The organism is Xanthobacter sp. YC-JY1 (genome assembly GCF_021730305.1).
Lineage (GTDB): Bacteria > Pseudomonadota > Alphaproteobacteria > Rhizobiales > Xanthobacteraceae > Xanthobacter > Xanthobacter flavus.
Window position 1 is genome coordinate 1017726 of sequence record NZ_CP032674.1, and the last position, 13921, is coordinate 1031646.

Annotated in this window: 13 protein-coding genes; 8 read left to right on the top strand and 5 right to left on the bottom strand. The window is 67.6% G+C overall.

Translation table 11 applies throughout. The annotated features are described in order from the left end of the window. Nucleotides 1-89 precede the first annotated feature (89 nt). Nucleotides 90-2603 (top strand): arylsulfatase, encoded by a 2514-nt coding sequence (locus tag D7006_RS04715; RefSeq protein WP_371745037.1) that lies wholly within the window; start codon nucleotides 90-92, stop codon nucleotides 2601-2603. A gap of 78 nt (nucleotides 2604-2681) precedes the next feature. On the opposite strand, the gene D7006_RS04720 is transcribed toward D7006_RS04715, so the two are convergent. From D7006_RS04720 to D7006_RS04740, 5 genes are all read right to left on the bottom strand, one after another. Further along, nucleotides 2682-2999 carry a cytochrome c gene (locus D7006_RS04720; protein ID WP_237355736.1) on the bottom strand — a complete coding sequence of 106 codons (318 nt, stop codon included), beginning with the start codon at nucleotides 2997-2999 and terminating at the stop codon, nucleotides 2682-2684. Nucleotides 3000-3010: 11 nt separating this feature from the next. Then, on the bottom strand, nucleotides 3011-4231 hold the full coding sequence (locus tag D7006_RS04725) for a molybdopterin-dependent oxidoreductase (RefSeq protein ID WP_169124493.1): 1221 nt from the start codon (nucleotides 4229-4231) through the stop codon (nucleotides 3011-3013). Between the two features lie 313 nt (nucleotides 4232-4544). Further along, on the bottom strand, nucleotides 4545-5579 hold the full coding sequence (locus tag D7006_RS04730) for a GTP-binding protein (RefSeq protein ID WP_237355737.1): 1035 nt from the start codon (nucleotides 5577-5579) through the stop codon (nucleotides 4545-4547). Next, nucleotides 5572-5913, bottom strand: a complete 342-nt coding sequence (locus D7006_RS04735; RefSeq protein WP_237355738.1) for a hypothetical protein — start codon at nucleotides 5911-5913, stop codon at nucleotides 5572-5574. The genes D7006_RS04730 and D7006_RS04735 overlap by 8 nt, the downstream gene beginning before the upstream one ends. A 21-nt stretch (nucleotides 5914-5934) precedes the next feature. Next, the gene (locus tag D7006_RS04740; RefSeq protein ID WP_237355739.1) at nucleotides 5935-6741 is read right to left on the bottom strand and encodes a GntR family transcriptional regulator; all 807 of its coding nucleotides are present in this window, start codon (nucleotides 6739-6741) and stop codon (nucleotides 5935-5937) included. Between the two features lie 99 nt (nucleotides 6742-6840). On the opposite strand from D7006_RS04740, the gene D7006_RS04745 reads away from it, so the two are divergent. The 7 genes from D7006_RS04745 to D7006_RS04775 are packed head-to-tail and all read left to right on the top strand — an operon-like array spanning nucleotide 6841 to nucleotide 13830. After that, a complete protein-coding gene (locus tag D7006_RS04745) occupies nucleotides 6841-7713 on the top strand; it encodes a branched-chain amino acid ABC transporter permease (RefSeq protein WP_024280023.1) in 873 nt (290 codons plus the stop codon). Next, the gene (locus D7006_RS04750) at nucleotides 7710-8690 is read left to right on the top strand and encodes a branched-chain amino acid ABC transporter permease (RefSeq protein WP_237355740.1); all 981 of its coding nucleotides are present in this window, start codon (nucleotides 7710-7712) and stop codon (nucleotides 8688-8690) included. The genes D7006_RS04745 and D7006_RS04750 overlap by 4 nt, the downstream gene beginning before the upstream one ends. Further along, the gene (locus D7006_RS04755) at nucleotides 8677-9453 is read left to right on the top strand and encodes an ABC transporter ATP-binding protein (protein ID WP_237355741.1); all 777 of its coding nucleotides are present in this window, start codon (nucleotides 8677-8679) and stop codon (nucleotides 9451-9453) included. The genes D7006_RS04750 and D7006_RS04755 overlap by 14 nt, the downstream gene beginning before the upstream one ends. After that, nucleotides 9450-10166: an ABC transporter ATP-binding protein gene (locus D7006_RS04760; protein ID WP_229643114.1), complete on the top strand. Its 717-nt coding sequence runs from the start codon at nucleotides 9450-9452 to the stop codon at nucleotides 10164-10166. Before D7006_RS04755 ends, D7006_RS04760 begins: the two co-directional genes overlap by 4 nt. Before the next feature lie 33 nt (nucleotides 10167-10199). Then, entirely contained in the window at nucleotides 10200-11591 is a 1392-nt protein-coding gene (locus D7006_RS04765) for a dihydroorotase family protein (protein ID WP_237355742.1), read from the top strand. A 47-nt stretch (nucleotides 11592-11638) separates the two neighbouring features. Beyond that, the gene (locus D7006_RS04770; RefSeq protein ID WP_237355743.1) at nucleotides 11639-12853 is read left to right on the top strand and encodes an amino acid ABC transporter substrate-binding protein; all 1215 of its coding nucleotides are present in this window, start codon (nucleotides 11639-11641) and stop codon (nucleotides 12851-12853) included. Further along, nucleotides 12850-13830, top strand: a complete 981-nt coding sequence (locus tag D7006_RS04775; protein WP_237355744.1) for an amidohydrolase family protein — start codon at nucleotides 12850-12852, stop codon at nucleotides 13828-13830. The genes D7006_RS04770 and D7006_RS04775 overlap by 4 nt, the downstream gene beginning before the upstream one ends. Nucleotides 13831-13921: the final 91 nt, after the last annotated feature.

The following is a 13921-nucleotide window of genomic DNA, read 5'->3' on the forward strand; positions in this document are numbered from 1 at the left end:
GTCAAAGCGGCAGCTCTCAAGGAGGCGCATATTGCACGCGAAAATCGCGCGCGACGCAGATCAACAAAATGCGTGCAAGGGAGGGCCGGATGCTCCGTTCGATCATTTTCCCATGTCTTGCTGTGGCAGTCGCCATTGTGCCGGTAGCGGGGTCCCGGGCTCAGGACATCCGCGGTGTTCCGGGCGCGCCGGATGCGGTCATGACGCTGCCCGGTCTTCAGTTGCCGGCGCCGTCCCCGCCCTTCGTCGGCCGGATCCTGCCCGATACCGTCGACAGCACCCCGGCTTGGCCGCCGCAGGTGATGCCGCCCGCAGCGGCGCCCAACGTCCTGCTCATTCTCACCGATGACGTGGGCTTTGCGGCCCCCTCCACTTTCGGCGGCGTCATCCCTACGCCGACGCTGGACGAGGTGGCGAACGAGGGCCTGCGCTATACCACCTTCCACACCACCGCCTTGTGCTCGCCCACCCGCGCGGCGCTGCTGACCGGCCGCAACCACCATCAGGTCGGCTTCGGCGACATCAGCGAGCTTTCCAGCGGCTATCCCGGCTACAACGCCATCATCCCGCCGGAGACCGCCACCCTCGGCGCCATCCTCAGGCAGAACGGCTATGCCACGGCCTGGTTCGGCAAGAACCACAACGTGCCGCCATGGGAGGCGAGCACCGTCGGCCCGTTCACCAACTGGCCGGGGGGCCTCGGCTTCGATTATTTCTACGGCTTCGTCGGCGGCGACACGAGCCAGTGGCAGCCGGGCAACCTGTTCCGCAATACCACGCCGATCCATCCTTATGACGGTCATCCCGGCTGGAACCTGACCACGGCCATGGCGGATGACGCCATCGACTATATCCGCCGGAACGTGGAGATCGCGCCGACCCGGCCGTGGTTCATCCATTACGCTCCCGGTGGCACCCACGCGCCCCACCACCCGACGAAGGCGTGGGTGGAGAAGATCGAGCAGATGCATCTGTTCGACGAGGGGTGGGAAACTCTGCGCGACCGCATCTTCGCCAACCAGAAGAAGCTCGGCGTCATCCCCGCCAATGCGGAGCTGCCGGCCTGGCCGGCCGACATGCTGAAGCGCTGGAACGATCTGACCGACGTGGAGAAGAAGCTCTTCATCCGGCAGGCCAATGTCTATGCCGCCTACCTCGCTTATACCGATCATGAGATCGGGCGCGTCATCGAGGAGGTGAAGCGGCTCGGCCAGCTCGACAACACGCTCATCATCTATATCAGCGGCGACAACGGGTCGAGCGGGGAAGGCTCGGTCAACGGCACGCCCAACGAGGTGATGTATTTCAACGGCGTCGCGCTGAACGCCGAGGAGCAGATGCCCTGGTACGACGCCTGGGGCACCGACCAGACCTACAACCACATGGCGGTGGGCTGGACCTGGGCCTTCGACACGCCCTATCGCTGGACCAAGCAGGTGGCCTCGCACTTCGGCGGCACCCGCAACGGCATGGCCATCTCGTGGCCGGCGAAGATCAAGGACCACGGGGGCATCCGCGGGCAGTTCCACCACGTGATCGACATCGCCCCGACGATCCTCGAACTCGTGGGCGTGCCTCAGCCCAACTTCGTCAACGGCATCGCGCAGCGGCCCATGGACGGCGTGTCCATGGCCTATACGCTGCCGGCGCAGAACAAGGCGCTGCCCTCCACGCGGAAGACGCAGTATTTCGAGATCCTCGGCAACCGCGCCATCTACAATGATGGCTGGATCGCCAGCACCACCCCGCCGGTGCCGCCGTGGGCGACGATCACCGATGCCCGCCCGTCGGATGTGATGAACGGCTATGCCTGGGAGCTGTACAAGCTCGCCGACGACCCGACGCAACTGCACGACCTCGCCAAGGCAGAGCCCGCCAAGCTCAAGGCGATGCAGGAGCTGTTCATCATGGAGGGCCAGAGGAACCAGGTCTTCCCGCTGAACAATTCCATCGCCGCCATGATCGCGCCGCGTCCCGGCCCGGCCGCCGGCCGCAGCCACTTCGTCTATACCGGCCCCTCCTGCTGCACCCAGGCGAATGCGGCGCCGAGCATTCTCAACCGCTCCTTCCGCATCACCGCCGACATCACCGTGCCGGCCGATGGCGGCAGCGGCGTTCTGGTCACGCAGGGCGGCCGCTTCGCCGGATGGGGGCTCTATCTGAAGGACGGCAAGCCGACCTTCACCATGAACCTGCTCAATCTGAAGCGGCCCAAATGGCAGGCGGCGCAGGCGCTGGCCGCAGGCCGGCACACGCTGGTGTTCGACTTCGCGCTGGTCCAGCAGGGCGAGGTCCCGTTCGGACATGGCGGGACGGGCGTGCTCACCGTGGACGGGACGGAAGCGGCGAAGCTGACCCTGCCGCACACGACGCCCTTCACCTTCGCCTGGGACGAGACCTTCGACGTGGGCCAGGACACCGGCACCCCGGTGGATGATGCCGACTATCAGGTCCCGGCCCTGTTCACCGGGAAGATCGGCTCCATCGACGTCGATCTGGGGGACGGCTCCGTCTCGCTGGAGTCGATGAACGCGTGGTTGAAGGCGGCGTCCACCCGCGACGTCGAGCATCCGGCGCCGGGTGTCACGCCGGCGGGGAAATAGGCCGTCAGACGACGCAGCTCATTACGCACCCGCCCCCTGATCGGGCGGGTGCGTAATGCGGCCAGCCTGCAGCTTCGCCTAGTAGGTCGCCGCCAGATAGTCGACGATGGCCTTGGCGTCCTTCTCGTCGATCGGAGCGCCGTAGGCGGAAATCATCTTGTGCACCTCCGCATCCCAGAACGGCCGCCCCATCTTGGGCGGCTGGGTGAGGATGTAGTCGGCCGAGTGGCAGGCCGCACAATTGTTCTCGGCGGCCTCGACCCCCGGACCCGGCTTGAAGACGGCGGTCTCCTCCGGAAGCACATAGGACATGGGCTGCGCCACCGCCAGGCCGGCGAAGGTGCCGGCGCAGGCCAGGGCGATGGCGGCGGAGAGGGCCTTGAGATGGTTGGTCATCGGAATGTCCCTCACGCGGCCACGATACGGGTGGTTTCGACGACGTTGCGCATATAGCCGGAGGGATTCCAGGTCGGCTCCATGGGCTGGGTCTTGCCGAGCACGTTGGTGGCGCGCACCAGGATCGCATGCTCCCCCGCCGGCACGGTCACGCTCGTCCGCCATTCGCGGAACGAGTATTTGCCGAGATCCTCGCCCAGCGTCGCCGGCGCGAAGGACTTGCCGCCATCGGCGGAGACTTCGACACGCGCGATGCCCGAGCCGCCATCGAAGGCGATGCCGCGCAACGGCAGGGGCTTGCCCGCCGCGACCTTCGCCCCGTCGAGGACGTTGGTGAGGAAGGACCGCACGACGAAGCGGCCGATCGGCACGGTCTTTTCCGGCTTCGTGCCGGGGGGCACGCAAGCGCATTCGTTGTCGGGAATGCGATAGGCCGTCGCCATCCAGAAATTGTCGAGCGGCTTGTCGAGCACCGTGATCTGGCTGAGGTGCTTGACCCAGTAGGTTCCGAAATAGCCGGGCACGACGAGGCGCAGGGGGAAGCCGTTCAGCCAGGGCAGATCGGCGCCGTTCATCTGGTAGGCGAGGATGACCTCGCCATCGAGCGCGTGATCGAGCTTGAGGGACTTGGCGAAGCCCGGCGTCTGCGGCATGGCGGGCCGATCGAGCCCGCTGAAGGCGACTTCCACGGCGCTGCTTGCGATGCCCGCCTTCTCGAGCACGGCCTTCAGCGGCACGCCCTTCCAGCGGGCATTGCCCATCAGTCCGTTGCCCGCCTGTCCGCCGCCCACGCGCGGCTCCAGGAAGCCCCGGCTGTTGCCCGAGCACTGATGCACGGCGACGAATTCCACCGGGTCGAACTTGGTCTTCAGATCGTCCAGCGAAAGCGAAAGGGGTGTCGCGACCTTGCCCTTGACCTCCACGCGGAAGGCGGTGGGGTCGATGTCGAGGGGAATGTCGGCCAGGTGATAGCGCACGAAGAAGGCGTCGTTCGGAGTCAGGATGCCTTCGTTGAACACGGAAAACGGGGTTTCGAGCTGCGGGGGCCGCGCGGTCAGGCCGATCAGGGCGCGCTTGCCGGGATAGACCACGAGCGGGCGCTCGCCATTGCCAAAGGGAAGCGTGATCGTGTCCGCAGCCAGTGCCGCGAAACGGGACCCCGCCATGAGCCCGGCCCCGGCCCCGAGGGCCATGCCGCCGACCGAGCGCAACGCCTGACGCCTTGTGATCATTCCGCGTTTCCCTTCCCGGCAGCCCGGTTGCCCCGGGATCTGCTTTTGTCCGGCGTTCTCCGGGCTTCCCCGTCCCGCCGGAAGGGCGGACGAGCGGCCCGATGGCCGGTGCCGAACCGCCCGCGCATCGCAGGCGATTGCGGTCCAAACTTCACCCTGCCGCTCGATTGGTCAACCACTCTCGCCGGCACGATGGAGCTTCCCGTGGGGCAGTTCGGCGACCGTCTTGGCCTTGATGCGCAAGCTGTTTTTAGGTGTCGCAACGGCCAGCGACGTGCGGGGGGGAAGACCCGGTGATGATGCCTCGCGTGGTCTAATGGGGCAGCAGCAGCGCCTGGTTGCCGTCCTGACTCCCGGTGCGCGCCTCGCGTGCAGCGAACGGCGCGCAGCGCTCCAGCAGGCGGGCGAGGCTGAGCTCGATTTCGGCCTTCCTGATGCCGCGGGCGATGAAGACGAGGAAGGAGGGGCCGGCATCGCGCTCCGGCAGATGGGTCGGCGGATGCATCACGTGCTGGACCCCATGAATGGCGAGGGGCCGGTCCGACGATGTGGTCCGCAAAAGCCCCTTCACCCTGAGGATGCGGTCGCCGTGCGCGTGCAGCAGCGCGGAGAGCCAGAGCGTGAAGGCCGGCCAGTCCAGCGCGCCCTCCAAAGGGAGGGTGAAGGAGGAGACCTCCGAGTCATGCTCCGGCGCGTCGGCGAGGAAAGGGGAGGGCGGGGCATGCAGGCTGTCGCGGCCCGCCAATACGTCGGCGAGGCGGAACGTCTCGTCCTGCGCGTCGAGGATGCGCGCATCGGGGGAGATGGCGCGCACCGCCGCGGCGAGTTGTGCCGGCGGCACGGCGGCGCGCATGTCGCCTTTGGTCAGCACCACCGTATCGGCGATGGCCACCTGACGGCGCGCCTCCGGCCGGTGTTCCAGATTGCGCAGGCCCGCCACCGCATCCACCACCGCCACGACGGAGGCGAGGCGCACATGCGCCTTCAGCCACGGGTCGCGCGCGAGCGTCGCAATGACCGGAGCGGGATCGGCAAGTCCTGAGGTTTCGAGGATGGCGCGGCGCAGGCCGCCGCCGGCCCTGGAGCCGTTCTTCGCCATGCGCACCAGATCGTGCATCGCCTTGGCCACATCGGCGCGGCGCGCGCAGCACAGGCAGCCGCCGTCGATCAGCTCCACCGCCTCGCTGGCATGCACCAGCAGGCGATGATCGACGCCCGCCTCGCCGAACTCGTTGACCATGAGGCCGGAATCGCCGCCCTCCGGGGTCTCGATGAAGCGGCGGATGAGCGTCGTCTTGCCCGAGCCGAGGAAGCCGGTCACGACGATCAAGGGCAGACGTTCATCCATGGGCCGGCGTCTCCGCGATGGCGACCGGGGCGATGAAATCCTCGGTGAGCGGATCGATGCTGCGGCCGGAGAGACTTTCGGCCACCGGCCAGACGTCTCCGAGGGTCGGGGCGATCTTGGTGCGGCCGCGCGCGTCGGTCAGCGCCAGCGCCTCCCCGTCCCAATCCTCGCAGATGAGGCCGAGGGGCTGCACCAGCGCATTCAGCATGGCGACGCGCCGGCGGCGCTCCTCGCGATAGTGCAGGATGTCCTCGAACGGGAAGCGCTCGTCGCGCTGCCGGGCGAAGTCGCTCCAGTGTTCTCCCGCGCCGAAGATCGCGCAGACTTCGCACATGGCGGTTTCTCCTTCTCGCAGTCAGGCGAGGCTGTCGGGCGCGCCGCCGAGCGGCAGCTCCATGTCGGACAGCATGCTCTGGGTGAGGCATTCGGAAACGCGCTTGCGGGCAAGCCCCGCGTGGGAGCTGCCGAGCGCGTCCGCCCTGTCGGCGTCGCGGGCGCGGATCGCCTCCACCATCTCGCGGTGCTCGCGGATGATGTTGCCGATATGCGCGTCGTAAGCCTCCTCGGTGGAAAAACAGTCGTAGGTCATGGCGAGGCGGGAGATGCGCAGGTTGGTGGTGAGCAGCTGGAGATAGAAGCGCTCGACAACGCCATTGCGGCAGCAGGCGGCGATGGCGGCATGGAAGCGCCAGTTGATCTCCAGCATGGCCTCGGAATCCCGCTGCGCCGTCGCGGCCTCGAAGGCCTCCCGCTGGGCGTCGATGGCGGCGATCTGCGCCTCCGTCCGCCGCAGCGCCGCCCACCGGGTGACGAGGCGCTGGGAGAGGTCGAACGCCTCCAGATGCTCGCGAATGTCGTTCCAGCCCATGGGCGCGACGCGCGTGCCGCGATTGGGCAGGATCTGCACCAGCCCCTCGCCAGCAAGGCGCACCAGCGCCTCGCGCAGCGGCGTGCGTGACAGGCCGAGGCGGGTCACCAGCGCCGCCTCGTCGAGGTCGGAGCCGGGCGCAAGGGCGAGCGAGACAATCTCGGCGCGGATCACCTGATAGGCGAACTCGCTCGATCCGCCCTTCGAAATTCCCGCCTTGGGGGCGGTGGGCACCGCGAGGCTGCCGCGTCCGGCGGCACGGGTGCGGCTTCTTTGTGCGTTTCGTTCAGACATCGTTGTTGCATGACTCAATTTATTTTGCATAAGATATGTATAAATAAGCCTTCCGTCAAGCATATAACTTCGTGATATCAACGATTTGGAGGGGTAACGGTGCTTTGGCAAGCCACCGCTAACGGGCTGCTGCTCGGCGGCCTCTATGGCATCGCCACCATCGGCTTTTCGATGGTCTGGGGCGTCATGGGGGTCATCAACCTGGCCCACACCGGCTTCATCATGCTGGGCGCCTACATCACCTACGGCCTGTTCCGGTTCGCCGGGCTCGACCCCATCGCGTCCATTCCGGTCTCCATGATCGCCATGTTCGCGCTGGGTTACGCGCTGCAGGTGCTGGTGCTGAACCGCATCATCCGCACCAGCCTGCTGCTGTCGCTGGTGGTGACCTTCGGCATCGAGCTGGTGATGGTGGATGCGGTGTCCATCGCCTTCACCTCCGACGTGCGCTCGGTGAACTCGTCCTATGCGGCGAGCTCCATCGAGGTGTTCGGCATCCTCGTTCCGGTGGTGCGCCTCATCGCGGCGGGCTTCTCCGTCACCCTCGGCATCGCCTTCTTCGCCTTCCTGCGCTTCACCCGCGCCGGGCAGATGATCCTCGCTACGGCGCTCGACCGGGAGGTCTCCTCCCTCATGGGCATCAATCCCGAGCGGATCTACGCGCTGACGGCGGGTGCAGGCGCTGCGCTGGCGGGGGCGACGGGCTCGCTCGCCTCCATGCTGTTCCCGGTGATGCCGGGCATGGGCGTCACCTTCCTGAGCGCGGTATTTGTCATCACCGTGCTCGGCGGCATCGGCTCGGTGGAGGGGTGCATCGTCGCCGGCTTCATCTACGGCCTCGTGCAGGCGTGGGCGGGCTACTTCCTCGGCGCCAATTATCAGGAGATCGTCGGCTTCGGCCTGTTCCTGTTGGTGCTGGCCCTGAGGCCGCAGGGCCTGTTCGGCCGCGCCTTCTTCGGGGAGCACGCATGATCTCCCCCTCGTCCCCCTCAGGCGCGCGGCGTCGCGCGCTTCTCTTCTGGGCCTTCTTCGCCGCCGGCGCGGTCGTCCTCGCGCTCGCGCCCCTCGCCCTCAACAATTACTGGCTGCGGGTGCTGACCACGGTGTTCATGTACGCCACGGTCACGCAGGGGCTGAACGTCATCGTCGGCCTCACCGGCTATCACGCCTTCGGCAATGCGGTGTTCTTCGGCTTCGGCGCCTATGCCTGCGGCGTGGCCATGACGCTCGGGGCACCCTTTCCCGTGGCGCTGGTCGCGGCGGTCGCCTTCTCGGCGCTGGTGGCGGGCATCGTCGGCTGGCCCATCCTGCGGCTGCGGGGGCATTACTTCGCCATCGCGACCGTCGCGCTGAACCTCGCGGCCATCCAATTGGTCATCCAGGTGGGCGGCGTCACCGGCGGCGCCGAGGGCCTGCCCCTGCCGCTCTCGGACCTGCCGCCGGGGCCGCTCTATCGCGCCATCTATCTGGTGATGCTGGCCGGCATGGTCGTCTCCACCCTGCTGGTGGCGTTCATCCTCATTCGCCCCTTCGGCTACGCGCTGCGGGCCATTCGCGACGGCGAGCGCGCGGCGGGGGTGATGGGCATCGACACCACCGCCACCAAGGTTGCCGCCTGGGCCATCTCCGCCGGCATCACCGGCTTTGCCGGGGGCGTGTGGGCCTATTGGATCACCTTCATCGAGCCGGCCAGCGCGTTCGATCCCGCCATCGGCGTGAAGGCCTACATGATGCTCATCCTCGGCGGCATGGGCACGGTGATCGGGCCGGTGCTAGGCGCCTTCGTGCTGGAATTTCTCTCCACGCTGGTGTGGGGCGGCTTCCTGCAGGCGCATCAGATCGTGTTCGGCGTGCTCATCGTCGTCATCTGCCTCGTCGCCCCCAACGGGATGCTGGTGGCGGGGCGCTCCCTGATCCAGCGGTGGAGGTCGCGCCATGGCGCTGCTTGAGGCGAACGACCTCGAAATCCGCTTCGGCGGCGTGAAGGCTTTGGCCGGCGTCTCCTTCCGCGTGGAAGAGGGCGAGGTGTTCGGCGTCATCGGCCCCAACGGTGCCGGCAAGACCACGCTGCTGAACGCCATCTCCGCCGTCTACAAGCTCAATGGCGGCTCCATCCGCTTCGCCGGGGAGGACGTGACCGGCCTGCCGCCCCATCGCCTCTCCCGCCTCGGCATCGCCCGCACCTTCCAGATCGTGCAGCCCTTCAAGGCCATGAGCGTGCGGGAGAATGTCGCCATCGGCGCCATGTTCGGCCATGCGCGGCTGCGCACCCGCGACGCCTGGCTCGCCGCCGCCGATGCCGCGCTGGAGCGCACGGGCCTCGCACCCAAGGCCGCCTTCATGCCGCCGCAGCTCACCCTCGCCGACAGGAAGCGCCTGGAGGTGGCGCGCGCGCTCGCCATGGGGCCGCGCATCATCCTCTTCGACGAGGTGATGGCGGGCCTCAACCACACGGAGATCGAACGCATGATCGACCTCGTGAAGAGCCTCAAGCAGGCCGGCCTCACCGTGGTCGTCATCGAGCATGTGATGAAGGCGGTTCTGGCCCTCTGCGACCGCATCATGGTGCTGAATTTCGGCGCCAAGCTCGCCGAGGGCGTGCCGGACGACGTGGTGTCCGACCCCAAGGTGGTGGAGGCCTATCTCGGCCAGCGCTTCGCCAAGGCGCATTCGGCTGCCCATGCGGCCACGGTGGCGGGAGGCGTGCAATGAGCCTTCTCTCGGTCGAAGGCCTCGCGGTGGCCTATGGCGACAGCCGCGTCCTGTGGGACGTGGGCTTCGACATGGCGGAAGGCGAGATCGTCGCGCTGGTGGGCGCGAACGGGGCGGGCAAGACCACCCTGCTGCGCGCCCTCACCGGCCTCGTCCCTGTGCGCGGCGGGAAGATGCGCTTCGCCGGCGCGGACCTCGGCCCGCTGAAGCCCTATGAGCGCGCCCGGCGTGGCATCGCCATGGTGCCGGAGGGCCGGCGCCTGTTCGCCGGCCTCACCGTGCGCCAGAATTTGAAGCTCGGCGCCACCGCGCGCCCGGACCGCGCGGGCGAGGAGGACGACCTCGCCTTCGTCTTCCAGCTGTTCCCCGAGCTGAAGCGGCTGGAAGGCCGGCTCGCCGGCCTCATGTCCGGCGGCGAGCAGCAGATGTGCGCCATCGGCCGGGCGCTGATGGCGCGGCCGAGCCTTCTGCTCGTCGACGAGATGTCGCTGGGCCTCGCCCCGGTCATCGTCGATCGCATCGCCGAGGCGGTGCGCCTCGTGAACCGCGAGCGCGGCATCACCGTGCTGCTGGTGGAGCAGGACGTGGGCCTCGCGCTGGAGATCGCCACCCGCGGCTACGTGCTGGACACCGGCCGCATCACCATCGACGGCCCGGCGGACGACCTTCTGCGACGCGAGGACATCCGCGCCGCCTATCTCGGCCTCAACTGACGTGCCTCAACCGATCCTTCTGGAGAGCGTGACGTGTCCCGACCCTATGACCTCGTGATCGAAAACGGCACGATCCACACCCCGTCCTCCTCCTTCAAGGCGGACATCGCCGTGCTCGACGGCAAGATCTCCGCCATCGGCGGCCCCTTCACGGAGGCGGCGAAGCGCGTGGACGCCAAGGGCCTCGCCGTGCTGCCGGGCCTGTGGCACGTCCACTGCCACTTCCGCGAGCCGGGCCATACCTACAAGGAAGACTTCCAGACCGGCTCCGCGGCGGCGGCGGTCGGCGGCGTGACCATGTGCATAGACATGACCAACAACACGCCGCACCCGACCACGCTCGAAGACTACGAGATGAAGAAGGCGCTGGTCGCGCCCAAGGCCCATGTGGACTACGCGCTCTATGGCGGCGGGCTCTATCCGCGCACGGTGGAGGCGCTGGCCAAGGCGGGCGCCATCGGCATCAAGATCTTCAACACGCGCCACATCAAGGAAGTCTATCCCTACATCTCGGAACTCGGCGTGCTCGACCACGGCATCCTGTTCGAGCTGTATGAGGCGACGCGGGACATGGGGCTCGTCGCCTCGGTGCATCATGACGATCCCGAGTGGTGCAAGCGGCTCACCTTCCGCGACTACATCGACAAGGGCCGCACCGATGCCATGGCCTATCACGAGAGCTTCTCGAAAGGGTACATGTACGGCCACGGCATGGTCGCCGGCCTCGCGGCCTCGCTCTATTACGCCCGCATCTGCGGGGTGAAGCTGCACGTGCTGCATCTCGGCGTCATGCCCAAGGGCGCCAACGAGATGATCCACCACGCCAAGTACGATCTCGGTCAGGACGTGTCGTGCGAGCTGGAGCTCGGCACCATGTTCATGAACCGGGCGCAGATGGAGAAGGTGGGGCCGCGCACCTACAATTGGGCCTACGACCCCGAGGCCGGCTGGGACGCCATCAAGGACGGCACGGCTGATATGATCGTGCTGGAGCACGCGCCCCATACCAAGGAGGACGTGGACCCGGGCTGGAAGGACCTGTTCTCGGTGCCGCTCGGCGTCACCGGCGCGCAGGAATACATCCCGCTGCTCATGAACGCGGTGAACGAGGGGCGCCTCTCGCTCAACGACGTGGCCCGCCTCGCGGCCGAGGCGCCCGCCCGGCGCTTCGGCATCTTCCCGCGGAAGGGCGTGATCCAGCCTGGCGCGGATGCCGACTTCACCATCGTCGATATGAGCCGCGAAGGCGTCTTCCGCAACGAGGACATGCTCTCGCGCACCGGCTTCTCCAGCTGGGAGGGCATGGCCACCAAGGGCGCGGCCACCCACACCATCGTGCGCGGCACCATCGTCGCGCAGGACGGCAAGCTCGTCGGCGCGCCGGGCTTCGGGCGCTTCGTGCCCGGCACCGCGGCATCCGTCTGAGAAACCTAACAAAACTAAACCTTCCGGGACCAGCAGGAGCGAGCGAGATGATGCACAGACGAACTCTGGTGAAGAGCGTGGCCGCCCTCGGCCTCGCCACCCTTTTCGGCGCGGGCACGGCCGCCGCGCAGGACAAGATCAAGATCGGCGCCGCCGTCAGCCTCACCGGCAATTTCGCCCGCGAAGGCCATCTCTTGAAGAACGGCTACGCCTATTGGGAAAAGCTGGTGAATGATGCCGGCGGCATCAAGGTCGGCGACAAGAAGATGCCCGTCGAGGTCATCTATTACGACGACGAGAGCAAGCCGCAGACCTCCGCGCGCCTCACCGAGAAGCTCATCACCGAGGACGGCGTGGGCTTCATCCTCGGCCCGTACTCTTCCGGCATCGCCACCGCCACGGCGGCGATCAGCGAGAAGTACAAGGTCATCACCATGACGCCCATGGCGACGGCCGACAGCCTGTACCAGCGCGGCTACAAGTACATCTTCTGTCCCGCGCCGCTGGCCTCGACCACGCTCGATCCCATGCTGGCGCTGCTGAAGACGGTGAAGGACCCGCCCAAGACCATCGCCATCGCCGGTCCCGACGACCTCTTCCCCAACGTGTTCGCCGGCGCCGCGCAGAAGAAGGCGGAGGCCGAGGGCCTGAAGGTGGTCTATTCCACCAAGTATCCGAAGGGCTCGGCCGACCTCTCCTCCGTCGCCACGGCGCTGAAGGAGAGCAATCCGGACGTGCTCATCCTCACCGGCTACGTCCAGGATTCCATCCTGCTCATCAAGACGCTCCAGACGCTGAAGGTGAACCCGAAGCTCATCGGCTTCGCCTTCGCGGTGGGCATTCCGGACTTCCTCAACGCCCTCGGCCCGGCGGCGGAGGACCTGTTCGGCGTGCAGATCTGGGATCCGGCGCTGACCTACAAGGGCCCGGTGGTCGCCGACAGCGCGACCTATGTGGAGACCTTCAAGAAGCAGTTCGGCGGCGAGGTGCCGACCTACATCACCGCCGCCGGCACGGCGGGCGCGCTGTCGCTCCAGCTCGCCATCGAGAAGGCCGGCAGCATTGACCCGGTGAAGGTGCGCGAGGCCATGCTCCAGCTCGACACCGACACCTTCTTCGGCCCGGTGAAGTACAACGATGCCGGCGTCGACGTGAAGGCCTCCGCCGTGGTCGCGCAGGTGCAGGGCGGCAAGGCGGTGCCGGTCTATCCTCCGGCCATCGCGGCGGCCCCCGTCGTCTATCCGCGCAAGCCCTTCCCGTGATCGTCGACGTTCACGCCCATGCCCTCTCGCGCGATTTCCTCAGCGAACTCGCGCGGGAGGGTGCCTTCGGCATCGAGACATGCCCCGAAGGCTTCCGCTTCGCCGGCTACGGCCCCCTCGATCCGCTGCTGTTCGACATGGAGGGGCGGCTCGAAAGCCTGACGCGCCGCGAGATCGGCCTCCAGCTGGTGTCGCCGCCGCCGCGCGTCGTCTCCCATGCGGGATGGGCTGCGGATGCGGCCTTCGCCCGGCGGCTCAATGACCAGACCCTCGCGGCGGTGCGCGACGGAGGCGGCCGCCTCGGCGGGCTCCTCGTTCCGCCCATCGCCGAGCCGGACCGGTGTGTCGCGGAAATCCGGCGCGGGCTGGACGAGGGTCATATCGGCGTCGCCCTGCCGACCTCGGCGCCGGGACGCCCGCTCGATGATCCCGCCTTCGAGCCCATGTGGGCGGAATGCGCGCGACAGGGCTGCATTGTCTTCATGCACCCGACCACGGGCGTGGAGCGGCAGGCCTTCGGCAGCTTCACCATGCTGCAGCTGGTGGGCTGGCCCTCGGAAACCGCCTTGTGCGTGGCGCGGCTGATCTTCGCCGGCGTCATCGAGCGCCATGCCGGCCTCAAGCTGGTGCTGGCCCATGGCGGCGGCACGCTACCCATGCTGGCAGGCCGGCTCGATCTCGCCTATGAGGCGCCGCTCTATGAGGCCAATCCGGCCTGCCGCGCGCATATCGCCAAGCCACCGTCGCACTATCTGCGCGATCTCTATTACGACACGGTGATTGCCCACCCGGCCGTGCTCGACTTCCTGCTGAAGCTGGTCGGCCCGGAGCGGGTCGTGTTCGGCACCGACTTCCCGTTCGAGATCGGCGATGCGGAAGGCCGGAAGGCCCTCGCGGCTTTGGAGCCCCTGGGGGCCGAGGTGCGCGACACCGTTCTCGCCAATGGCGCGCGGCTGGTGTCCGGCGCGCGGTCTTAGGGGGCGGCGGGCGCTCCAGCCGTCGGAATATCACCGTCGTTTGCGGCTCCTAAACCACGGGCAGGACATGTTCGGCGCGGTCCAACCGGAG

Coding starts and splice junctions, on each gene's coding strand:
- D7006_RS04760 (WP_229643114.1), top strand. CDS start 9,450: ATGAGCCTTCTCTCGGTCGAAGGCCTCGCGGTGGCCTATGGCGACAGC.
- D7006_RS04725 (WP_169124493.1), bottom strand. CDS start 4,231: ATGATCACAAGGCGTCAGGCGTTGCGCTCGGTCGGCGGCATGGCCCTC.
- D7006_RS04755 (WP_237355741.1), top strand. CDS start 8,677: ATGGCGCTGCTTGAGGCGAACGACCTCGAAATCCGCTTCGGCGGCGTG.
- D7006_RS04770 (WP_237355743.1), top strand. CDS start 11,639: ATGATGCACAGACGAACTCTGGTGAAGAGCGTGGCCGCCCTCGGCCTC.
- D7006_RS04720 (WP_237355736.1), bottom strand. CDS start 2,999: ATGACCAACCATCTCAAGGCCCTCTCCGCCGCCATCGCCCTGGCCTGC.
- D7006_RS04735 (WP_237355738.1), bottom strand. CDS start 5,913: ATGTGCGAAGTCTGCGCGATCTTCGGCGCGGGAGAACACTGGAGCGAC.
- D7006_RS04715 (WP_371745037.1), top strand. CDS start 90: ATGCTCCGTTCGATCATTTTCCCATGTCTTGCTGTGGCAGTCGCCATT.
- D7006_RS04750 (WP_237355740.1), top strand. CDS start 7,710: ATGATCTCCCCCTCGTCCCCCTCAGGCGCGCGGCGTCGCGCGCTTCTC.
- D7006_RS04740 (WP_237355739.1), bottom strand. CDS start 6,741: ATGTCTGAACGAAACGCACAAAGAAGCCGCACCCGTGCCGCCGGACGC.
- D7006_RS04730 (WP_237355737.1), bottom strand. CDS start 5,579: ATGGATGAACGTCTGCCCTTGATCGTCGTGACCGGCTTCCTCGGCTCG.